This is a genomic window from Variovorax boronicumulans (genome assembly GCF_040544675.1).
Taxonomy (GTDB): domain Bacteria; phylum Pseudomonadota; class Gammaproteobacteria; order Burkholderiales; family Burkholderiaceae_C; genus Variovorax; species Variovorax boronicumulans_D.
In genome coordinates this window covers 38,402-60,461 of sequence record NZ_JBEPKK010000002.1, presented here as the reverse complement: position 1 = coordinate 60,461, position 22,060 = coordinate 38,402, and the positions used below count along the sequence as shown (strand labels likewise).

Sequence of the window (22,060 nt, the reverse complement as noted above, 5' to 3'; positions counted from 1 at the left end):
TTATCCCCGCAGAACGGATTTGCCAATGATCAGTTGTTGGACTTCCGTTGCGCCTTCGTAAATGCGCAGCGAGCGGATGTCGCGGTAGAGGCTTTCAATCTTCGTGCCAACCTTTACGCCGAGGCCGCCGTGCATCTGCAGTGCCATGTCAATCACGCGGCTCGCGTTTTCGGTGGCGCACATCTTGGCCATCGCCGCGGCTGCGGACACATCGCCCACGGCTGCCGCACCCCGCTGTTCAGCGTCGTCGCGCATCCATGCGGCGCGGTAAGTGAGCAGTGCGGCGCTGTCGATCAGCGCGGCCATCTCGCCGAGCTTGGCCTGCGTGAGCTGGAAGTCGGCGAGCGTCTGGCCGAACATGCGGCGGCCCTTGGCATGCGCAATCGCTTCGGCCAGTGCGCGGCGTCCCATGCCCAGCGCTGCCGCTGCGACCGAAGCGCGAAAGATGTCGAGCGTGCGCATCGCAAGCTTGAAGCCGCCGTTGACTTCGCCCAGCTGCGCGGTGCGCGGCACGACGCAGTTGTCGAAGCGCAGCGTGGCCAGCGGGTGCGGCGCCATCACATCGATGTGCTCGGAGGTGTCGAGGCCGGGCGTCGTCGCATCGACGATGAACACCGTGATGCCACGCGTGCCGCCCGTCGGATCGGTCTTTGCGAACACGCAATAGAAGTCGGCGATGCCGCCGTTGCTGATCCAGGTCTTCTGGCCGTTCAGCAGCCAGCCGTCGGCCGTCGGCTCGGCGCGCATGGCCATCGCGGCCACGTCCGAGCCCGCGTCGGGTTCGCTCAATGCGAAGGCCGCGATCTTGTCGCCCTTGCCGACCGCCGTCAGGTACTGCGATTGCTGTTCAGGCGTGCCCGCGAGCGTGATCGCACCGCTGCCCAGCCCCTGCATCGCAAAGGCAAAGTCGGCCAGCGGCGAGTGGTAGCCCAGCGTCTCGCGCAGCAGCACAAGCGCGCGCGAATCGAGTCGCTCCAGCGCGCCGCCCGCGCTGCCGGGCACGGCATAGCGCAGCCATCCGCCATCTCCCAGGCGGCGCACCCATTCGCGGCAAGCCGCGCGGTCGTCGCGCTCGTCGACTTCCTGTGCGGCGCACCAGGGCAGAAGATCGCGTGCGATCGCACGATGGGCTTCATCGAAGAAAGGCAGTGCGAGGTGTGCCGTCGAAGGCGGTGCGGGGATCTTCGTCATCATGACTTCAGTCCCCACCGAACACGGGCTTGCGCTTGGCCGCAAAGGCTTCGTAGGCGCGCTTGAAGTCCTCGGTCTGCATGCAGATCGCCTGCGCCTGCGCTTCGGCCTCGATCGCCTGATCGATGGTCATCGACCATTCCTGCGCGAGCATGGTCTTGGTCATGCCGTGCGCGAAGCTCGGGCCTTCGGCCAGTTCGCGCGCCACCTTGGTGGCGGCGGCAAGCAATGCATCGCTTTCGTGCAGCGCGTTGAAGAAGCCCCAGTCGTGGCCCTCTTGCGCCGTCATGGCGCGGCCGGTGAAAAGCAATTCGGATGCGCGGCCCTGGCCGATCATGCGCGGCAGCAATGCACATGCGCCCATGTCCGCGCCGGCCAGGCCCACGCGGGTGAAGAGAAACGCCGTGCGCGTCAAAGGCGAGCCGTAGCGCAGGTCGCAGGCCAGCGCGATCATTGCGCCGGCACCGGCGCACACCCCGTCGATCGCACCGACGACCGGCTGCGGGCAGGCGCGAATCGCCTTCACCAGGTCGCCCGTCATGCGCGTGAATTCGAGCAGCTCCGGCATGCGCATGCCGGTGAGCGGGCCGATGATTTCGTGCACGTCGCCGCCCGAGCAGAAGTTGCCGCCTGCGCCGGTCACCACGATCGCTTTCACGTCGGTTGCGTAATTCAACGCGCGGAACAGGTCGCGCAACTCGGCGTACGAATCGAAGGTCAGCGGGTTCTTGCGCTCCGGGCGATTCAGCGTGACGGTGCCGACGCCCGCGTCGTAACTCCACGCGAAGTGCTCGGCCTTGTAGTCGGCCTTGGCTTCGAATTGAGCGCGCATGGGGTTGCCCGCGCCGATGTAATGCTTCATGGGGTCTCCGCCAATTGGCTGTGTGAGTGTTGCTTGACCTTGCCGAGCAGCTTGTGCAGCTGCGCGATCTCTTTGCTGCTGAGGCCCGCGAAGGCCTCGACGATCCAGTCTTCGTGCTGCTGCGCCATCTCGTTGAAGAGCTTGCGGCCGCGCGCGGTAAGCCGCACGCGCCAGGCACGGCGATCGCCCTCGACATTGATGCGCTCGACCAGCCCCTCGGTCACGAGCTGGTCGGTGATGCCGGTGACGTTGCCGCCGGTCACCATCATGCGGCGCGAGAGCTCGTTCATCTTCAGTCCGTCGGGCGAGCGCTCGAGTTGCGACATCAGGTCGAAGCGCGGCAGCGTGGTGGCGAACTGGGAGCGCAACTCGTTGCGCACCTGCTTCTCGATCAGCTGGGTGCAGGTGAGCAACCGCAGCCAGAGCCGCAAGGCTTCGGGGTGTTCGCTGTGCGCGCGCGCTTCGAGGTCCATGTCAGTGCGTTTCCTCGGGGTCCGGCGCGGCCGCGGAGCCCGCGTTGGCTGCGGCGATCTGCTGCTGCTTGGCGATCTCGCGGTACATCTGGTCGCGTCCGCTCAGGTACTGCTTGGGCCAGTCGACATCGCGGCTCTGCAGCTTGGCGGCTTCGTGCAGCGTCCAGGCCGGGTCCGCCAGGTGCGGGCGCGCGACGGCGCACAGGTCGGCGCGGCCGGCCGCGATGATGCTGTTGGCCTGGTCCGCCTCGGTGATCGCGCCGACAGCGATGGTCGCAATGCCGACCTCGTTGCGGATGCGGTCGGAGAACGGCGTCTGGTACATGCGGCCGTAGACCGGCTTGGCGGCGCGCGTGGTCTGGCCCGACGACACGTCGATGAAATCGGCGCCGGCTTCCTTGAAGAGGCGAGCGACGATGACCGCGTCCGCATCGGTGTTGCCGCCGGGCGCCCAGTCGTGCGCGGAGATGCGCACGCTCATCGGCTTGTCCTCGGGCCACACGGCGCGCATCGCGCGGAACACTTCGAGCGGGTAGCGGCAGCGTGCTTCGATGTCGCCGCCGTACGCGTCGGTGCGCTGGTTGGTGAGCGGGCTGATGAAGGCCGACAGCAGGTAGCCGTGCGCGCAGTGCAGCTCGACCCAGTCGAAGCCGCATTCGGCGGCGCGACGGGTGGACGCCACGAACTGGTCGCGCAGCGAGTCCATCTGCTCACGCGTGACGGCGGCGGGCAGCTGGCTCTGTTCGCCGTAGGGCACGGCGCTCGCGCCGAGCACCGGCCAGTTGCCGTCTTCCAGCGGCTCGTCGGTGCCTTCCCAGCCCACGCGTGTAGAGCCCTTGGGGCCGCTGTGGCCGAGCTGCAGGGCGATCTTGGCGCTCGACTGCGTGTGCACGAAATCGACGATGCGCTTGAAGGCCGCCTGCTGCGTGTCGTTGTAGAGGCCGGTGCAGGCCGGCGTGATGCGGCCTTCGGGCGTCGGGCTGGTCATCTCGACGAACACCATCGCGGCGCCGCCGAGCGCGCGCGCGCCCAGGTGCACCAGCAGGAAGTCTTGCGGCACGCCGTCGACCGCGCTGTAGGTGGCCATCGGCGACACCAGGATGCGGTTCTTCAGCGTGAGGCCGCGCACGGTGTAGGGCATGAGCATCGGCGCCATCGCCTTGCCGCCCGCGAGCCATTGCTCGTAGCCGCCCAGCCATTGCGTGTCGCGCACGCGCAGGTTCTCGTGGCTGATGCGCTGCGAGCGCGTGAGCAGCGAATACGCGAACTGCTCGATCTCCATGCCGGTGTAGCGCGGCACGTTCTCGAACCACTCGGTGGAGTTGCGCGCGGCGTTCTGGATCTTCAGCACTTCGACGCTGCGGCGCGCTTCATAACCTTCGAGCACATGGTCGAGCGTGCCGCCCTGTTCGAACTCGTTCGCGAGATCGATGGCATCTTCCAGCGCGAGCTTGGTGCCCGAGCCGATGGAAAAATGCGCCGTGTGCGCCGCGTCGCCCATCAGCACCACGGGCACCGAGCGGCCTTCGACGTCGATGCGATGCGTCCAGCGCTCGCACACCACGCGCGGAAAGCGGATCCAGTTGGCCGAACCGCGCAGGTGCGTGGCGTTGCTGATGAGCGCGTGGCCGCCCAGGTACTTGGCGAACAGCTTCTCGCAGAAGGCGATGGCTTCGGGCTGCTCCATCTGGTCCAGGCCGTGGGCCTTCCACACGGCCTCGGGCGTCTCGACGATGAAGGTGGAGGTCTTGTCGTCGAACTGGTAAGCGTGTGCCTGGAACCAGCCGTGCTCGGTCTGTTCGAAGGCGAAGGTGAAGGCGTCGAAGGTCTGGTGCGTGCCCAGCCACACGAAGCGGCATTCGCGCAGGTCGACGTCGGGCTTGAACACCTCGGCATAGCGCTGGCGGATGCGGCTGTTGAGGCCGTCGCTGGCAATGACGAGATCGGCGTTGTACTTCGCGGCGATCGCCTGGTCGTCGGTGGCATCTGTTTCGAACACCAGGTCGACACCGAGTGCCAGGCACCGCTCCTGCAGGATGTTGAGCAGGCGCTTGCGGCCGATGCCGCAGAAGCCGTGGCCGCCCGAGCGCACCTGGCGGCCCTTGAAGAAGACCTGGATGTCGTCCCAGTGATGGAACTCGTTGCCGATCAGCGCCGCGGTTTCGGCGTCCGCTGCCTTGAGGTTGCCCAGCGTCTGGTCGCTCAGCACCACGCCCCAGCCGAAGGTGTCGAAGGGACGGTTGCGCTCGACCACGGTGACCTCCAGCGCGGGGTTGCGCGCCTTCATCAACAGGGCGAAGTACAGGCCCGCAGGTCCGCCGCCGATGCACAGGATGCGTTGGAGGTCCGAGGCGGGAGCGGTGTTGACCGGGCTGAGGCTGTTCATGGCTGAATAGTTTAGACATAAACAATCTGCTGTCAATGCTGTTCATCACGGGCGCCGGAGCCTCCGGGAGCGGGCTGATGCAAACACTTGCAAAAATCAATACCATGGCCCCATGCAACACTTGATACCCAAGATCGAGTCGCAGCTGGCCTCGCTGCCTGTCCCCATCGCGCTGGAACTGCCGGATGGCCGGCGCGTGGCCCAGGCGGGAGCCCGCGTCACGCTGGCGTTCAAGGAGTGGGCGGTGCTGGCCAAGCTGGCCGCCCGGCAGGTGGGTGCCATCGGCGAGGCCTACGTCGAGGGCAAGGTGCAGATCGAGGGCGCGATGCGCGACCTGATCGACGCCACCGTCGGCATGCTGCCGGGCAACCCGGCCGAAACCGACACCAGCTGGTGGAGCCGCCTGCAGCACCGCGCCAAGTCGCACGGCTCGCATTCGCTGCGCAAGGACGCCGCGCAGATCGAGTTCCACTACGACGTCTCCGACGACTTCTACGCGCTCTGGCTCGATGCGCGCCGGGTCTATTCGTGTGCCTACTTCCGTACGCCCGAGCTCACGCTCGCACAGGCGCAGGAAGCCAAGCTGGACCACATCTGCAAGAAGCTCATGCTGCAGCCCGGCGAGCGCTACCTGGACATCGGCTCCGGCTGGGGCGCGCTGCTGCTGTGGGCGGCCGAGCACTACGGCGTCGATGCCACCGGCATCACGCTGTCGAAGAACCAGCATGCGTACGTGCAGCGCCTCATCGAAGAGAAGGGCCTGCAGGGCCGCGTGCGCGTGGAGCTGCGCGACTACCGCGAGCTCTCGTCCGACCAGCCCTTCGACAAGATCTCCTCGATCGGCATGTTCGAGCATGTGGGCGCGGCCAACATGCCGACCTACTTTCGCAAGATCCATGCGCTGCTCAAGCCCGGCGGTCTGGTCATGAACCACGGCATCACCTCGGGCGAGCTCAACTACCGGCAACTGGGCGCCGGCATGGGCGATTTCATCGAGAAGTACATCTTCCCCGGTGGCGAGCTGCTGCACGTCACGCACGTGCTGCGCGAGACTGCAGCGGCCGGCCTGGAGATGGTCGACACCGAGAGCCTGCGCCCGCACTACGCGCGCACGCTCTGGGCCTGGTCCGACGCGCTCGAGGCGCGGCTGGACGCGGCGCTCGAAGTGCTGCAGCGAAGCGGCGGCCGCCAGGCCGAGAACGCCGAGCGCGTGCTGCGCGCCTACCGCTTGTACCTCGCCGGCTCGGCCATGAGTTTCGAGCAGGGTTGGATCTCCCTGCACCAGATGCTGTCGATAAAGCCTGACGGCAATGTAGGGCGCGCAGGCGTCTTGCGCGGCGCGCAATCGGTGTACCCTTTTGCCCGTGATTACATCTACAAGTGAGTGAGAAAAAACATGCTCTATCGTTTCAAGTCCCGGGCCGCTCCTGATTTCGTGATGCTCGAAGTGCATGCACGCCAGTTGCTCGACATCGTGGGCAAGTCCGCCGCGCCGCAGGGCATCATCACGGTCGACCAGATTCCCGCCGCCATCGCCGCGATCGATGCCGCACTGGCGCGCGAGGCCGGCAATGCCCACAACCACGACGACTACGCCGTCGAGGGCCATGACAGCGACGCCGAAAAGCAGCATGTGGGACTGCACCAGCGTGCAGCCCCCCTGCTTCACATGCTCAAGGACTCCCTGGCCGACGGCAAGGACGTGACCTGGGGCACCTGATCAGTCGACCTTCGCGCCCGACTCCTTGACCACCTTCGCCCACTTCACATGCTCGCTCGCAATGAGCGCGGTGAAGTCGGCCGACGAATTGCCGCTCGGGATCGCGCCCTGGGCGAGCATCTTTTCCTTGATGGCGGGCGTGCCCAGCGACTTGGCCACTTCCTGCTGAATCCGGTTCACGATTTCAGGCGGGGTGCCGGCAGGCGCCAGAAGGCCGAACCATGAACTCGCCTCATAGCCCTTGAGCGACGGGCCTCCCGCCTCTGCCACCGTCGGAATGTCCGGCAGCGCCGGCGAACGCTGCGCGCTGGTCACGGCCAGCGCGGTCAGCTTGCCGCCCTTGATCTGCGCCATCGACGAGGGCAGGTTGTCGAACATCACATCGGCATTGCCGCCCACCATGTCCAGCAGCGCCGGGCCCGAGCCCTTGTACGGAATGTGCGCCATGAAGGTGCCCGTCATGCTCTTGAAGAGCTCGCCGGCGAGGTGGATCGACGTGCCGCTGCCGCTGGACGCCATGTTGAGCTTGCCCGGGTTCGCCTTGGCGTACTTGATGAAGTCCTGCACGTTGCGGATGTTCAGTTCCTTGGCTTTGTCGGCGTTCATCTCCATCACATTGGGCACGGCCGCCACCAGCGTGATCGGCACGAAATCCTTGATCGGGTCGAACGGCAGCTTGGGGTACAGCGCGCGGTTGATGCCGTGCGTGCCCACCGTGCCCATCAGGAGCGTGTAGCCGTCGTTGGGCGCGCGCGCCACCAGCTCGGCGCCCACGTTGCCGCCCGCGCCCGCGCGGTTGTCCACGATGAATTGCTGGCCGAAGGCCTTGGAAAGCTCGGGTGCGACGGCTCGCGCCAGGATGTCGGTGGTGCCGCCGGCCGCAAAGGGCACGACGATGCGCACGGGCTTGGTCGGCCAGGTGCCCTGGGCCCAGGCGGCGGGCGCCATGAGGGCGATGGCGGCGGCAGCGGAAGCCGTCAGCGCGGCCCGGCGATTCGTTTTGAAAGATAAGTTCATGCGGCTCTTTTTACAGGCGAACCGCGTCCCGCACCGCGAGTGAAAACCCCGGTGTCCTGGCGCCGCCGACGCCTTCAGTTCACCTGCATCCGCTCGGCGAAGCGGTCGTCGCGAAAGCGCTCCAGCACAAAGTCGACGAACACCCGCGTCTTGGGCGGCAACAGCTTCTTGCTCGGGTAGTAGAGCCACACCACGCCGGCATCGAAATGCCATTCTGGCAACAGCCGCACCAGCTCGCCGCTGCGCAGGCTGCGCTCCACGAAGGGCATCGGCAGCATCGCCGCGCCCAGCCCCAGCAGCGCGGCCTGTGCGATGGCCTCGGGGTCGTTGAAGATCGCGCGCGGCCGCGGCAGCTCCACCGTGACCTGCCGGCCGCCGGCGTGCTGCAGCGTCCAGCTGCGCAGCCGACCGGTCGGCGAGGAGCGGCGCAGTAGCGCGTCCAGCTGCGCCAGGTCGGCCGGCTGTCGGGGCATGTCGCGCCCCGCCAGGTAAGCCGGCGAGGCCACCGCCACCACGTGGATGCGCGACAGCTCGCGCGCCACCACGCCGGCCGACAGCTCGATGCCGCCGCCGATGGCCGCGTCGAAGCCTTCGCCGACCAGGTCCACCTGATGGTTGTCGAAATGCCAGTCGGGCACGATCGCCGGATACCGCGCGAGAAAGTCCCCGAGCATCGGCAGCACATGCTCGCGGCCGAAGGCCTGGCCCATGCTGACCTTCAAGGTGCCGGCCGGCTGGCCGTCGTCCTGGGCGAGTCCGGCGACGGCCTCCTGCAGCGTGGCGAGCGCCCCGCCGATCTGCGCCAGGAAGCGCTCGCCGGCCTCGGTCAGCGTGAGGCGGCGCGTGCTGCGCTGGAACAGCCGCACGCCCAACCGGGCTTCCAGCCGCGCGACGTTCTTGCTGACGGCGGCCGGCGTGAGCGCCAGCCGCCGGGCGCCCGCCGAGAAACTGCCGCCTTCGGCGCTTTGAACGAAGGATTCCAGGTGGTTGAGCGGTTCCATCGAACGGATTTTCCGCGCCATCTTCAACTCTGGGTTGAATTTGATTGGGCCGATTGATGGCTACCGCGACGGCAATGAAATCCCGACACTGAAGTTCTTCCCTCCACAACCGAACGGAAAACATCATGGCCTCCACCGCTTCTTCTTCCTCCTCTTCTTCAGTCCTCGCCGGCAAGGTCGCCTTCGTCACCGGCGGCTCGCGTGGCATCGGCGCGGCGATCGTGCGCCGCCTGGTGCGCGACGGCGCCGCCGTCGCCTTCAGCTACAGCAGCGCCGCAGCCCCGGCCGACGAGCTGGTGCGCGGCATCGAGGCCGAAGGCGGCCGTGCGCTCGCGCTGAAGATCGACAGCGCCGACGCAGCCGCCCTCACCGCCGGCATCGACGAAGCAGCCCGCACGCTCGGCAAGATCGACATCCTGGTGAACAACGCCGGCGTGTTCCTGGGCGGCACGCTGGACGATCTTTCGCTCGAAGACTTCGACAAGACCCTCAATGTCAACGTGCGCGCCGTCTTCGTCGCCGCCAAGGCGGCCTCGCGCCACATGGGCGAGGGCGGCCGCATCGTCAACATCGGCAGCACCAACGCCGAGCGCATGCCCTGGCCCGGCGGCGCGGCCTACGCCATGAGCAAGTCGGCGCTCAAGGGCCTGGTGCAAGGCCTGGCACGCGACCTCGGCCCGCGCGGAATCACGGTCAACAACGTGCAGCCCGGCCCGGTCAATACCGACATGAACCCGGTCGACGGCCCGAACGCCGCCGCCATGCATGGCCTGATGGCGCTGCCGCGCCACGGCCACCCCGATGAAATCGCAGGCATGGTGGCCTACCTTGCCAGCCCGCAAGCGGCCTTCGTGACGGGCGCCAGCCTCAACATCGACGGCGGCTTCGCAGCCTGAGGTCAGACCCGGGGCTCAGCGCAGCAGCTTTTTCGCCGCCGCTGCGACAGCCTCCGCGCCGATGCGCGACTGCGCCTCCAGCACCGGCGCATAGCCCACCGGAATGCGCGGCGCGCCCAGCCGTGCGATGCGGCAGCCGGTCGCTTCGGCCGCGCTGGCCGCGATCTCCGCGCCGAAGCCCGCGGCCTGCACCGCCTCGTGCACCACCAGCAGCCGCCCGGTGTGCGCGCACGAAGAGAGCACCGTCTCGCGGTCCCACGGCCAGAGCGTGCGCAGGTCGATGAGGTCCACCGCGATGCCTTCGGCCGCCAATGCATCGCAGGCCGCGGCACAGGCCTGCATCTGCCGGCTCCAGCTCACCATCGTGAGCGCGTTGCCCTCGCGCACCCGGGCCGCCTTGCCCAGCGGCACGGCGATGTCTTCGTCCACCTCGCCGCGCAGGCCCCACAGCGTCTTGTGCTCGATGTAGACCACCGGATCCCCGCACTGCAGCGCGGCGCGCAAGAGGCCGTAGTTGTCCTGCGGCGTCGACGGGCTCACCACCACCACGCCCGGCAGGTGCGCGAACCACGCCTCGAGCGACTGCGAATGCTGCGCGGCCGAGGCGTCCCAGATGCCGCCCGGCATGCGCGCCACCAGCGGGACGCGGCCCTGGCCGCCGAACATGAAGCGGTTCTTGGCGGCCTGGTTCACCAGCTCGTCCATGCCGCAGAGCGCAAAGTCGACCACGCGCATCTCGACCACCGGGCGCAGCCCTGCGAGGGCCATGCCCACGCCGGCACCCATGATCGCGGCCTCGCTGATCGGCGTGTCGATCACGCGTTCTTCGCCGAAGGCCTGCTGCAGCCCCTTGTACTGGCCGAAGATGCCGCCGCGGCCCACGTCCTCGCCGAGCACGACCACGCGCGCGTCTGCTTCCATCTCGCGCTGCACGGCGAGCACGGCAGCTTCGGCGTAACTCAGTTCCTTGCTCAATGCCATTGGCCCGCTCCGATGGTCTGCACGTCGGTGAAGGCCATGCCGGGCTCGGGCCAGGGCGCCGCGTCGGCCACGGCGAGGGCGGTGTCCACCTCGTCGCGCGCCGTGTTCTCGATGGCGTCGAGCGTGGCCGCGCTCACGCCGGCCGAGAGCAGGTGCCCGCGGGTGCGCGCGATCGGGTCGGTCTCCAATGCAGCGGCCAACTCGGCCGGGTCGCGGTAGGCCGCGAGGTCCACAGACACATGGCCTTTGACGCGGTAGGTCAGCGCGTGCAGCAGGCGCGGCCCGCTGCCGCCGCGCACCTGGGCAACCAGTTTCGCGGCGGCCTCGTGTACCGCGAACACGTCGTTGCCGTCGACCTGCGTGGCGGCGATGTCCATGGACTCGGCGCGCGCCGACGCGCCCTCGCCCGCCGTCATCGGCCCGCTGGCGGTGGTGGCGCTCCAGCGGTTGTCTTCGCAGACGAAGAGCACCGGCAGCCGATACACGCGCGCCCAGTTCAGTGCTTCGAGAAACGGCCCCCGGTTGATGGCCCCGTCGCCGAAGAAGCAGACGGTGATGTCGTCCCCCTTCTTCAACAGCTTCTGCGCATGCGCCGCGCCCACCGCGATGGGCAGCCCCGCCGCCACCACGCCGTTGGCACCCAGCATGCCGACCGAGAAATCCGCGATGTGCATCGAGCCGCCCTTGCCGCCGTTGAAGCCCATGGCCTTGCCGAAGAGCTCGCACATCATCCGCGTGAGGTCCGCGCCCTTGGCCAGCGTGTGGCCGTGGCCGCGGTGGGTGGAGGTGAGGTAATCGCTCGTGCGCAGGTGCGCGCACACGCCGGCTGGCACCGCCTCCTGCCCCGTCGACAGATGCAGCGGGCCGCGCACCTTGGCAGCGCCGGCGGCTTCCTGGCCATAGGCGCTCACGCCGCCCTGGCTCGCGGCCTCGGCGGCATTCTCGAAAGCGCGGATGCGCACCATGGTGCGGTACAGCGCCTCGCCGGCGCCGGATGTGATCAGGTCCATCTTGTCTTCAATGCCCGTGGCACGGGCCCTCCGACAAAAATCGTATCAAGCGCGAAGCAAACGCGGCACCGGGCTTACCCCGCGCGAGAGCGAGGCACCACGCAAGCAAGCGGACGCGATGCACGACAAAAAGCCGACCCGCAAAGGTCGGCTGCTGAACCATCCGTTGAGCGAAACCGGGGCGCGGCGCTTGTCCTTGAGAGACAAAGCCGCGCCCGAGTTCTTGCCCGCAGTCGTCGGTCAGTCGCGTGCGCGTGCCGCGCGGGCTTCGTTGCGCAGATCGCGAATCTGGTCGTGGTTGCGCTGCGCACCCTGTGCCTGCGTTTGCACCACCTGGCGAACAGAGGCGGGCAGCGCCTGCTTCAGCGCCTTGCGATAGCGCGCCACCGCCGCGTCTTCACCGCGCTCGCACTCTTCCAGAATCGACAGCTCGCTGTTGGCGCCCACGGCGCCCTTCACATGCACCCAGCCGCGATGCAGCGCACCGCTGGTGGTGCCGCCTTCCGCCGGCTTGCCGCCGTGGGCAATCACGAGTTCCACCAGCTGGCTCGCGGCGGCCTGGCACTGCGCGGCGCGCGATGCAAAGACTTCCTTCAGGCGCGCGGTCTCGACCTCTTCGGCGCAGGTGCGAAAGCCGTACTCGCCGTCGCGTGTGTTCTCCAGAAGATCGTTCAGCACGTCGACCACGTCATCGTTCGACAGCGGATCGCCTTCAGGGAACGCCGTGTCTTCCTCGCGGAAATACAGGCGGTCGGCGCGCTCCCAAGCCGCGTGCGACGCGGGACGTGCCTGATCCCAGCCCAGCGAAGAGGTGCCGCGGCGCGCTTCCCATTCGCGGGCGAGCGACGGCTCGACCGCCGCAAACTCGTCGACCGCCGTCGCGCGGCTGGACCAACCCATTTCGTAGGCCGGGCCGTAGTCGTCATAAGTGCGTCCGGTTTCGTAGTACGGCTCGCGGTCGTAGGCGTTTTGCCAATGCGCGTGCTCGACGGTCGGGTTCACGCGCTCGGCCACGGCCTTGCCGCCGAGGCCGCCGGCCACGGCGCCGATGACCAGGCCGGCTGCGGCGCCCACCGGGCCGCCTACAGCGCCGACGGCCGCGCCTGCCACTGCACCGCCCGTGGCGCCTACGCCCGTGCCTACGGGATGTGCGCCGGGCGCGCCGGAAATGGGATCGCGGTTCAGATCGTCGGAAGTGGTGTTCTTGTCCAGTGCCATGTTGTGCTCCTTGAGTGATGGATGAGGTGGAAATTGAATGAACAGGGTTTCATCCTCACGCGCTCTGAGGCCTCGGCCGTGGGGCGCGGGCGCGGCTGCTTGTAGGCGCACGCTGTACCAAAGACCCTTCATGCGGGCGAGCTAATGACGCTGCGCATCCGGCGTCGTTCAGCGAGCCAGACAGGTGGCGGTGCGGCTCGCATCGGCTTGCGCGGTGAGCTTGTTTCTCGCACGCACGGCGCATCGCCGCGATGTCCAAAGCAGGCCCAATTCGCTCGGGGAATTCCCCGATGCCTTTCGCGCGCCCGGGGTGGGATAGTTAGTTCGCCCTTCAAACTAACTAATTTCTTACACCGGCTCTGGCTTCGGCCTGCTGCGGGCGAAACAACTCTGGAGAGACATCGATGCAACTCAAACACACCCTGGCCGCCATGGCCTTCGGCCTGACCGCCGTGAGCGCTCTGGCCCAGACCGTGGTCGGCGTGAGCTGGTCCAACTTCCAGGAAGAACGCTGGAAGACCGACGAGGCCGCCATCAAGGCCCAACTGGAGAAGCTGGGCGCCAAGTACATCAGTGCCGATGCCGGCGGCTCGCCCGAAAAGCAGCTGGGCGACATCGAGGGCCTGATGGCCAAGGGTGCCAAGGCGCTCATCGTGCTCGCCATGGACAAGGACGCGATCCTCCCCGCCGTGACCAAGGCCACGCGCCAGAAGGTGCCCGTGGTGGCCTACGACCGCCTGATCGAAGCGCCCGGCGTTTTCTACATCACCTTCGACAACGTCGAGGTCGGCCGCATGGAAGCGCGCGAAGTGCTCAAGGTCAAGCCCAAGGGCAACTACGCGATCATCAAGGGCTCGCCCAGCGACCCGAACGCCGACTTCCTGCGCGCGGGCCAGCAGGAGGTGCTCGCGGACGCCATCAAGAAGGGCGACATCAAGATCGTCGGCGACGAATACACCGAAGGCTGGAAGCCCGAGGTCGCCCAGAAGAACATGGAGCAGATCCTCACCAAGAACGGCAACAAGGTCGACGCGGTGGTGGCCGCCAACGACGGCACCGCCGGCGGCGCGGTGGCTGCGCTCACGGCCAAGGGCCTGCGCGGCGTGCCGGTGTCGGGCCAGGACGCCGACTTTGCCGCGCTCAACCGCGTGGCGCTGGGCACGCAGACCGTCACGATCTGGAAGGACTCGCGCGAACTCGGCCGCGAAGCCGCCACGGCCGCGGTCTCGCTCGCGGCCGGCAAGCCGGTCGACAAGGCCGCGCCGTGGGCCGGCGGCGCCAAGAAGATCTCGCTGTCCTCGCGCCTGCTGACGCCGGTGCCGATCACGCGCGACAACCTGGACGTGATCGTCAAGGCCGGCTGGATCAAGAAGGACGAACTCTGCAAGGGCGTCACGCCCGCCAGCGCGCCCGCCGCCTGCAAGTAAGTAAGCAAGCAACCGACAGCCAGTCGTCAATCCGCGCAGCGCCGTGCCAAGCCGGGCTTCCCAAGGGGCCCGGCGGGATGCGGTTGCGCATCCGCTTCGAGGGCGAACTACCAATGAGCACCAACCACACCCCTGCGACGCCCGGCTGGTGGCGCCGCACCGGCATCGACCTGCGGCTGATCCTGATGAGCCTGCTGCTGGTCGCGATGGCGATCGTCTTCAGCGTCATGTCGGGCGGCGTCTTTCTCTCGCCCGAAAACCTCTACAACGTCGCGCAGCAGACGGCCGTGGTGGGCATCGTCTCGACGGTGATGGTACTGATCATCGTGGCGCGCCACATCGACCTGTCGGTGGGCTCGGTGATGGGCTTCGTGGGCGTGCTCATCGCGTACCTGCAATACACCTCGGGCTGGTCGTGGCCCACGGCCTGTCTTGCGGGATTGGCCGTGGCGCTGCTGGTGTCGATCTATCAGGGCTGGCTCACGGCCGTGCTGGGCGTGCCTTCTTTCGTGGTGACGCTGGGCGGCCTGATGTCGTTTCGCGGCGCGGCGTTTCTCGTGGCCGACGGCAAGACGCAGCCGGTCAACGACGAATTCTTCCAGCGCCTGGGCGGCGGCTACGACGGCGGCATCGGCACCACGGCGAGCTGGGTGCTTGCGGGCGTGGTGGCGCTGGTGCTCTTCGGCCGCATGGTGCAAAAGCGCCGCGCGCGCCAGCGCTACGACATGCCCACCGAGGCACTGTGGCTGGACGTGCTGATCACCGCCGTACCGGTGGCCGTGGTCGTCGGCTTTGCGGCGGTCATGAACAACTACCAGATCTCGTCGAAGACCGAGCCGCAGGGCATTCCGATTCCGGTGCTGATCTGGGCGGCGGTGGCCATCGTGCTGTCGTTCATCGTGCACCGCACGCGCTTCGGCCGCTATGTGTTCGCGATGGGCGGCAACCCCGATGCGGCGGCGCTGGTGGGCATTCCGGTCAAGCGCGTCACGCTGATGCTGTTCGCGCTGCTGGCGGTGCTGGTCACCGTGGCGGCCATCGTGTCGATCGCGCGGCTCAACGCGGGCACCAACTCGCTGGGCACCGGCATGGAGCTCTACGTGATCGCGGCGGCCGTCATCGGCGGCACCGCGCTCGCGGGCGGCAGCGGCTCGATCTTCGGTTCGGTGCTGGGCGCGCTGATCATGCAGTCGCTGGACAGCGGCATGCTGCTGCTGGACGTGCCCATCGGCAAGCGCATGGTCATCATCGGCCAAGTGCTGATCGTGGCGGTGGTGTTCGACGTGCTCTATCGCCGCAAGTTCGGGGAAAACTGAGATGACCATCGACACATCCAAACCGCTCGTCGAACTGAAGGAAATCCGCAAATCCTTCGGCGGCGTCAAGGCCGTCGACGGCGTGAGCGTCAACCTCTACCCCGGCGAAGTGGTGGCCCTGCTCGGCCACAACGGCGCTGGCAAGTCCACGCTGATGAAGATGCTCGCCGGCGCCTATCCCATCGATTCGGGCGACACGCTGATCGCGGGCGAGAAGGTCAACATCCGCACCCCCGCCGAGGCGCAGGGCCAGGGCATCGAGACCATCTACCAGACGCTCGCGCTCGCCGACAACCTCGACTCGGTGTCCAACCTCTTTCTCGGCCGCGAGAAGATGACGCGCTGGAACACGCTGGACGACCACTTCATGGAAGTGCAGGCGCGCAAGGTGTTCCACCGGCTCAACAAGAACTTCACCAACATCCGCGTGCCGGTGCGCCGCTTGTCGGGCGGGCAGCGGCAGGTGGTGGCGATCTCGCGTGCGCTGTGCTTCAATGCGCGCATCCTCATCATGGATGAGCCCTGCGCCGCGCTGGGACCCGAAGAAACCGCGATGGTCGGCGGGCTCGTCAGGCAGCTCAAGGCCGACGGCGTGGGCATTTTCCTGATCACGCACGACATGCCCGATGTGTTCTCGCTCAGCGACCGCCTGGCGGTCATGAAGAACGGCAAGCTGGTCGGCACCTACCGCACCCAGGACGTGACCGAAGACGAAGTGCTCGGCATGATCATCGCGGGCAAGCGGCCCGAAGGAAAAGAACAGGCGCACCACGCGGCGACAGCGGCCGTGGCGGCCTGATCGATCGCTGCCTGAAGCGTCCCGCGGCATGAAGACCATCGGCGACCAGCAGCTGCTCAAGCGCATGAACCGCAGCGTGCTGTTGCGGCTGCTGCGCGCGCAGCCCGGCCTCTCGCGCGCTCGCCTGGCCGGCGAGAGCGGGCTCACCAAGTCGACCGTGAGCCTGCTGGTGCGCGAACTGCTCGACGAAGGCTGGCTGCGGGAATCCGATGCGGCCGTGAACGACGGGCTCGGCCGGCCGTCGACGCCGCTGCAGATCGACGTGGGCGTGCGCGCATTGATGGGCGTGGAGATCGCGGTCGAAACGGTGCGTCTCGTGTGCGTTTCGCTGCAGGGCGAGGTGCTGTACTCCAACACCCACGCGCTGACCGACGGCTCGCCCGCCGGCGTGTGCGCACAGGTCGCGCGCATGGCGTCGGCGGGGCACCGGCAGTTGGAGGCTCTGGGGCTGCGGCTGTCGAGCATCGGCGTGTGCGTGCCGGGCGCGGTGGACGACTGCACCGGCGTGGTCCGCTTCGCGCCCAACCTCGGCTGGCGCAACGTGAGCCTGCTGCCCGCGCTGGAGAAATCCTTCGCCGCCGCGGGCCTGCCCGGCGTGACCGTGCAACTGCAGAACGATGCGGACGCGGCCGCACTGGGCGAGTACGAATTTGCCGCGGGCGAGGGCGAAGACCCGCTGATCTTCGTGAGCTGCGACGTCGGCGTGGGCGCGGGCGTGGTGCTCAACGACCGGCTGTTCACCGGTGCGCAGGGCATGGCCGGCGAGATCGGCCACACCATCCTCGAACTCGACGGCCCGCTGTGCTCGTGCGGCCGACGCGGCTGCGCCGAAGCCTTCTTCGGCTCGCGCACGCTGGAGCGCGAGGGCACCGACATGGCCCGCGCCGCCGCCTTCTTCGGCGTGCTGCTGCAGAACCTGTGGGTCACCTTCAATCCGCGCGCGATCGTGATTGGCGGCAAGTCATGCGCGGACCATCGCGGCTTTGCGCAGGCGGCGTTCGAGGGGGTCAAGCGCCATGCCGAGCGGGCCGGCATGCCCGCGCCCGAGTTGCGCACCGCGCGCTATGAAGCGCTCGCGCCCGCGGTCGGCGCCGCTGCGCTCGCCTTGCATGAGTACCTGCGGCCGCTGCAACCCGATGCGGTGACGCGGCGGGCACGCGCCGCGCAGGTTCTTTCCGCCTGAGAGATCGTGCGGCGTCCAGGCGCCGAGCCGCTCACGCCGAGCCGCTGTCCTCGCGCCAGCCGCGCATGCGCCTGTACAGCGTTCCCCGCGACACGTTCAGCTGCCGCGCTGCCTGCGACACATTGCCGCCGTGCGCCGCAAGCGTTTCCTCGATCAGCTTGCGGCTGTGCTCGCGCAGCGTTTCGGTGTGCGGTGCGCATTCGCTTTCGCTCATGTGTTCAGCATCACTCCGCTCGGCGGCTGCCGTCGCGTCGTCTTCGGCGATGGGGCTCTCGGCGGCGTGCGCGGACAGCGCCATGCCCGGCATCGCCACTGCATGCTTGAAGTCCACCCCATCCGCACCCTTCAGGTGCGCCTGCACCCACACGCCGAGCCCGCTCGCGAGCCGCAGCGGCTGCGCGGATTCGCGGCGCCCCAGCCGCAGCAGGCTCGCAAGGTCGTGCCCCAGCAGGCATTCGACATCGCGCTCGTCCGCTGCCTCGGGCAAGCGGCCGAGCAATCGCGCGCCCGCGTTGTTGAGCCAGGCGATGGTGCCGTCGGGTGCGATGCCGGCCAGTGCTTCCAGCGGCGTGCCCAGCAGGCTCGCGCTGGCCTGGAAGCGCAGGATCAGGTGGTCGCGCGACTGCGCCTGCAGCAGGCGGTTCTCGATGGTCGTGGCATAGAGCGCCACCATCGACGCCGCATCGAATCCGAAGCGCCGCGCCTCCGCCGTGAGGTCGAGCACGCCGGCCAGCCGGCCCGTCACGTCGCGGATCGGCGCGGCGGCGCACTGCATGTCGCACAGCACGTCGAAGTAGTGCTCGGCACCGTCGACGGTGCAGGCCTGCCCGGTGCTCGCCACGATGCCGGGCGCGGTGGTGCCCACCATGCGCTCGGAGATGTTCACGCCCACGCGCGCGGTCTTTCGCAGCACCGGCTGGTGCGCGGTCCAGGGCTGCTGGGTGACATGCACCACCACGCCCTCGCGGTCGGTCAGGATCACGCGGCAGTCGGTGCCGGCCAGGCTGTTCTCCATCTGCACCAGCTCCTGGCGCGCCACTTCGAGCAGCTCGCGGTTGCGCGCGAGCGTGGCGTGCAGGCGGCTGGGCGTGACGGCATCGAAGGGCACGATGCGCTGGCGGTCGGCATGGGTGCGGGTGCAGCGCATCCACGACTGCAGCACCGCCTCGCCGATCAGGCCCGAGGGCCGCACGCCTTCCTCGAAGAACTGCCGCCGCGCGATCGCCACCCGCTGCGCGGGCGTGGTGGCGAAGAGCTGGCGCGGCGCGCCCGTTGTGCCCGTCTGGCCGGGCCGGGCGGACTTTGCGAACCTCTCGAACTTCTCGATAGCCATGGTGCTCGGTGCCTCCCGGGATTCAGGGTCCCTCGCGAATGTGTTCCGCAATGGAACAAGGCTCGATTGGGGAAATCCCGAAGATGAAGCCCGGCGCCGCGCGAACGATCCTTGCGGCACAAAAAGGAGACCCTCGATGAAAAGAACCCCCACAGGGCTGCGGATGCTGGCCGGCGCATTGCTGTGCCTGGGCGCCGCCACTGCCTTGGCCCAGAGCCCCCAGGAACGCGCCGCCGCCGCTGCCAGGAAGGTCGACGGCAACTTCGTGCGCGCCAACGCGGCGCAGAAAACCCCCGACTGGCCCAGCATCGGCCTGGACTACGCCGAGTCGCGCTTCAGCAAGCTCGATCAGGTGAATGCGGGCAACGTCAAGCAGCTGGGGCTGGTCTGGTCGTACAACCTCGAATCCACGCGCGGGGTGGAAGCCACGCCGCTGGTGGTGGACGGCATCATGTACGTCACCGCCTCGTGGAGCGTGGTGCATGCGATCGACACGCGCACCGGGCAGAAGCTCTGGACCTTCGATCCGCAGGTGGACAAGTCCAAGGGCTTCAGGGGCTGCTGCGACGTGGTGAACCGCGGCGTGGCGCTGCACGAAGGCCGCGTCTACGTGGCCGCTTACGACGGCCGGCTCATCGCGCTCGATGCGGCCTCGGGCCAGAAGGTGTGGGAGAAGAACACCATCGAAGGGCAGAAGGGCAGCTACACCATCACCGGCGCGCCGCGCGTCTTCAAGGGCAAGGTCATCATCGGCAATGGCGGCGCCGAATACGGCGTGCGCGGCTACGTCACAGCCTACGACGCGAAGACCGGCGACCAGAAGTGGCGCTGGTTCGTGGTGCCCGGCGATCCGGCCAAACCTTTCGAAGACGAATCGATGGCGCGCGCTGCCAAGACCTGGGACCCCAGCGGCAAATACTGGGAAGCCGGCGGCGGCGGCACCGCATGGGACAGCTTCGCCTTCGACCCCGAGCTCAACCTGATGTACGTGGGCACCGGCAACGGCTCGCCCTGGGCGCACAAGGCGCGCAGCCCCAAGGGCGGCGACAACCTGTACCTGGGCTCGGTGGTGGCGCTGGACCCCGACACCGGCAAGTACAAGTGGCACTACCAGGAGACGCCCGGCGACAACTGGGACTACACCTCGACCCAGTCGATGATCCTGGCCGACGTCAAGCTGGGCGGCAAGGCGCGCAAGGTGCTGCTGCACGCGCCCAAGAACGGCTTCTTCTTCGTCATCGACCGCACCAACGGCAAGTTCATCTCTGCGAAGAATTTCGTCGAAGTGAACTGGGCCACCGGCTACGACAAGAACGGCCGGCCCATCGAGATCGCCGCCGCGCGCGAGAACACCAAGCCCGGCGAAAGCATTCCCGGCCCCTTCGGCGCGCACAACTGGCACCCGATGTCGTTCAACCCGCAGACGGGGTACGCCTACCTGCCCGCCCAGCACGTGCCGATCAACCTGATGGACGACAAGGCCTGGAAGTTCGACGAGAACGTGCCCGGCCGGCCACATGCGGCGCTGGGCTGGAACACCGGCATGTTCGCCAACGCCGAGCCGCCCAAGAGCAAGCCCTTCGGCCGCCTCGTCGCCTGGGACCCGGTGGCGCAGAAGGAAGCCTGGGGCGTGGACTACGCCTCGCCCTGGAACGGCGGCACGCTCACTACCGCGGGCAACCTGGTGTTCCAGGGCACGGCCGACGGGCGTCTGGTGGCCTACGACGCGAAGAACGGCACGAAGCTCTGGGAAACGCCCACCGGCACCGGCGTGGTCGCGGCGCCTTCGACCTACATGGTGGACGGCAAGCAGTACGTGTCGGTGGCCGTGGGCTGGGGCGGCGTGTACGGTCTCGCGCAGCGCGCCACCGAGAAGCAGGGGCCGGGCACGGTCTACACCTTCGCGGTCGGCGGCACGGCCAAGATGCCGGACTTCGTGCAGTACCGCATGAGCAAGCTGGTGCAGGGCGTGAAGTACGACCCGGCCAAGGTGCAGGCTGGCACCATGCTCTACGTGAGCAACTGCGTGTTCTGCCACGGCGTGCCGGGCGTGGACCGCGGCGGCAACATCCCCAACCTGGGCTACATGGACGCGGCCTACATCGAGAACCTGGACAAGTTCATCCTCAAGGGCCCGGCCATGGCGCGCGGCATGCCCGACTTCACGGGCAAGCTCTCGGGCGACGACATCGAGAGCATCAAGGCCTTCATCCAGGGAACGGCGGACGCGATCCGGCCGAAGTAAGCGGAAGGGCGGGCGTGGTCAGCCCGCGAGCCGCAGCTCGTGGATTAGCCCCGCCACGTTGCCCACCTCCAGCTTGTCGTAGATCGACTGGATGTGGTTGCGCACCGTGGCCGGCGAGCGGTTGAGGATGGCGGCGATGTCCTTGTGCGTGTCGCCGCGCGCCAGCAGCTCGGCGATGGTGTGCTCGCGCGGCGTGAGGCTGTCGGCGCGGCAGCGCATGCGGCTTTTGAGGAACAGCAGGCGCTGCTCCACGCGGTGCGTGACCACGATCGCATGGCCGCTGTAGCGCGCCTGGTCATGCAGGAAATGCTTGAGAAGCGCATCGGGCAGCGTGCGCCCGTGCCATGACGGCCACTCTGTCTTGAGCGTCGTCTCGAAGAAGTTGTCGGCGTGATAGAGCACGCCGCGCAGGTCGCCGATGGCCGAGCCGCTGGCGGCCTGGCCGCCGGCCTCCAGTCGGTCGAGATGGACCATGCGATTGAGCGCCAGCGCCTGCATCAGGTGCGGCGACAGGCTCGCCAGGAGGTTCACCTCCTCGGGCTTGCAGTGCGCGTCGGGGTCGGCGCGGAACAGCGAGAACCAGTGCATGAAGTTGGACCGCGGGTCGCTGTCCATCGTGATGAAGATGTTGTTCTGGTCGTAGCGCTGCACGTAGTCCAGGAAGGGCGCGTATTCCGGCCCGCTCCACCAGCTTTTCGAGTGGAAGCCCCGCGTGCCGTGTCCCTTGCCGAAGAAGCTCGCGGCCGCGGAGTCCAGATGCTTGAAGTTGTCGTACTCCATCATCATCTCGGGCGTCTTGCGGTGCAGGTGCAGCGTGTGCACGTCGATGCCCTCGGCGGCCGTGGTGGCCGTGCCCCACATCGACGCGTCGAAGGGCAGCACCGGCTTGACCAGTTCGAGCGCGGCGTCCTGGAAAGCGTCGATCGGCAACTCGTGCGAGAGCCTGTAGAGCCGCAGCAGCAGCGTGCTGAAGTCGTGCAGTGCCGGGGAGGTCATGCGCGG

Annotated in this window: 19 protein-coding genes; 8 read left to right on the top strand and 11 right to left on the bottom strand. The window is 67.9% G+C overall.

The annotated features are described in order from the left end of the window. The 4 genes from ABIC90_RS03555 to ABIC90_RS03540 are packed head-to-tail and all read right to left on the bottom strand — an operon-like array spanning position 1 to position 4,912. A complete protein-coding gene (locus ABIC90_RS03555; protein WP_354352677.1) occupies positions 1–1,194 on the bottom strand; it encodes an acyl-CoA dehydrogenase family protein in 1,194 nt (397 codons plus the stop codon). A gap of 4 nt (positions 1,195–1,198) precedes the next feature. After that, a complete protein-coding gene (locus tag ABIC90_RS03550) occupies positions 1,199–2,053 on the bottom strand; it encodes an enoyl-CoA hydratase family protein (RefSeq protein ID WP_354352676.1) in 855 nt (284 codons plus the stop codon). Beyond that, the gene (locus ABIC90_RS03545) at positions 2,050–2,526 is read right to left on the bottom strand and encodes a MarR family winged helix-turn-helix transcriptional regulator (RefSeq protein ID WP_354352675.1); all 477 of its coding nucleotides are present in this window, start codon (positions 2,524–2,526) and stop codon (positions 2,050–2,052) included. Before ABIC90_RS03545 ends, ABIC90_RS03550 begins: the two co-directional genes overlap by 4 nt. 1 nt (position 2,527) lies before the next feature. Further along, positions 2,528–4,912 carry a bifunctional salicylyl-CoA 5-hydroxylase/oxidoreductase gene (locus ABIC90_RS03540; protein WP_354352674.1) on the bottom strand — a complete coding sequence of 795 codons (2,385 nt, stop codon included), beginning with the start codon at positions 4,910–4,912 and terminating at the stop codon, positions 2,528–2,530. Between the two features lie 112 nt (positions 4,913–5,024). Between ABIC90_RS03540 and ABIC90_RS03535 the strand changes: the two genes are divergently transcribed. Beyond that, positions 5,025–6,296 carry a class I SAM-dependent methyltransferase gene (locus tag ABIC90_RS03535; RefSeq protein ID WP_354352673.1) on the top strand — a complete coding sequence of 424 codons (1,272 nt, stop codon included), beginning with the start codon at positions 5,025–5,027 and terminating at the stop codon, positions 6,294–6,296. A gap of 12 nt (positions 6,297–6,308) precedes the next feature. Continuing rightward, positions 6,309–6,632 (top strand): DUF1840 domain-containing protein, encoded by a 324-nt coding sequence (locus ABIC90_RS03530; RefSeq protein ID WP_354352672.1) that lies wholly within the window; start codon positions 6,309–6,311, stop codon positions 6,630–6,632. Here ABIC90_RS03530 and ABIC90_RS03525 read toward each other — a convergent pair whose 3' ends face one another. Both ABIC90_RS03525 and ABIC90_RS03520 read right to left on the bottom strand, forming a co-directional pair. Further along, positions 6,633–7,649 carry a Bug family tripartite tricarboxylate transporter substrate binding protein gene (locus tag ABIC90_RS03525; RefSeq protein WP_354352671.1) on the bottom strand — a complete coding sequence of 339 codons (1,017 nt, stop codon included), beginning with the start codon at positions 7,647–7,649 and terminating at the stop codon, positions 6,633–6,635. 74 nt (positions 7,650–7,723) lie between these two features. After that, positions 7,724–8,650 (bottom strand): LysR family transcriptional regulator, encoded by a 927-nt coding sequence (locus ABIC90_RS03520; protein WP_354352670.1) that lies wholly within the window; start codon positions 8,648–8,650, stop codon positions 7,724–7,726. Between the two features lie 125 nt (positions 8,651–8,775). Here ABIC90_RS03520 and ABIC90_RS03515 point away from each other — a divergent pair, with 125 nt between their 5' ends. Further along, positions 8,776–9,546, top strand: coding sequence for an SDR family oxidoreductase (locus ABIC90_RS03515; protein WP_354352669.1), 771 nt, complete (start codon positions 8,776–8,778; stop codon positions 9,544–9,546). A 15-nt stretch (positions 9,547–9,561) separates the two neighbouring features. On the opposite strand, the gene ABIC90_RS03510 is transcribed toward ABIC90_RS03515, so the two are convergent. From ABIC90_RS03510 to ABIC90_RS03500, 3 genes are all read right to left on the bottom strand, one after another. Next, a complete protein-coding gene (locus ABIC90_RS03510) occupies positions 9,562–10,527 on the bottom strand; it encodes an alpha-ketoacid dehydrogenase subunit beta (protein WP_354352668.1) in 966 nt (321 codons plus the stop codon). Then, positions 10,518–11,537: a thiamine pyrophosphate-dependent dehydrogenase E1 component subunit alpha gene (locus ABIC90_RS03505; RefSeq protein ID WP_354352667.1), complete on the bottom strand. Its 1,020-nt coding sequence runs from the start codon at positions 11,535–11,537 to the stop codon at positions 10,518–10,520. Before ABIC90_RS03505 ends, ABIC90_RS03510 begins: the two co-directional genes overlap by 10 nt. Before the next feature lie 240 nt (positions 11,538–11,777). After that, complete coding sequence (locus tag ABIC90_RS03500) at positions 11,778–12,755, bottom strand: ferritin-like domain-containing protein (RefSeq protein WP_354352666.1); 978 nt, start codon at positions 12,753–12,755, stop codon at positions 11,778–11,780. 404 nt (positions 12,756–13,159) lie between these two features. Between ABIC90_RS03500 and xylF the strand changes: the two genes are divergently transcribed. From xylF to ABIC90_RS03480, 4 genes are all read left to right on the top strand, one after another. Then, entirely contained in the window at positions 13,160–14,182 is a 1,023-nt protein-coding gene (gene xylF / locus ABIC90_RS03495; protein WP_354352665.1) for a D-xylose ABC transporter substrate-binding protein, read from the top strand. 113 nt (positions 14,183–14,295) lie between these two features. Beyond that, the gene (locus ABIC90_RS03490; RefSeq protein WP_354352664.1) at positions 14,296–15,498 is read left to right on the top strand and encodes a sugar ABC transporter permease; all 1,203 of its coding nucleotides are present in this window, start codon (positions 14,296–14,298) and stop codon (positions 15,496–15,498) included. Between the two features lies 1 nt (position 15,499). After that, positions 15,500–16,297, top strand: coding sequence for an ATP-binding cassette domain-containing protein (locus ABIC90_RS03485; protein ID WP_354352663.1), 798 nt, complete (start codon positions 15,500–15,502; stop codon positions 16,295–16,297). Positions 16,298–16,325: 28 nt separating this feature from the next. Beyond that, a complete protein-coding gene (locus ABIC90_RS03480) occupies positions 16,326–17,480 on the top strand; it encodes an ROK family transcriptional regulator (RefSeq protein ID WP_354352662.1) in 1,155 nt (384 codons plus the stop codon). 31 nt (positions 17,481–17,511) lie between these two features. Here ABIC90_RS03480 and ABIC90_RS03475 read toward each other — a convergent pair whose 3' ends face one another. Beyond that, positions 17,512–18,813: a helix-turn-helix domain-containing protein gene (locus tag ABIC90_RS03475; RefSeq protein ID WP_354352661.1), complete on the bottom strand. Its 1,302-nt coding sequence runs from the start codon at positions 18,811–18,813 to the stop codon at positions 17,512–17,514. A 136-nt stretch (positions 18,814–18,949) separates the two neighbouring features. Here ABIC90_RS03475 and ABIC90_RS03470 point away from each other — a divergent pair, with 136 nt between their 5' ends. Beyond that, a complete protein-coding gene (locus ABIC90_RS03470) occupies positions 18,950–21,058 on the top strand; it encodes a PQQ-dependent dehydrogenase, methanol/ethanol family (RefSeq protein ID WP_354352660.1) in 2,109 nt (702 codons plus the stop codon). An 18-nt stretch (positions 21,059–21,076) separates the two neighbouring features. Here the strand turns inward: ABIC90_RS03470 and ABIC90_RS03465 are convergent, their stop codons facing one another. Beyond that, positions 21,077–22,054 carry a helix-turn-helix transcriptional regulator gene (locus ABIC90_RS03465; protein ID WP_354352659.1) on the bottom strand — a complete coding sequence of 326 codons (978 nt, stop codon included), beginning with the start codon at positions 22,052–22,054 and terminating at the stop codon, positions 21,077–21,079. Positions 22,055–22,060 lie beyond the last annotated feature (6 nt).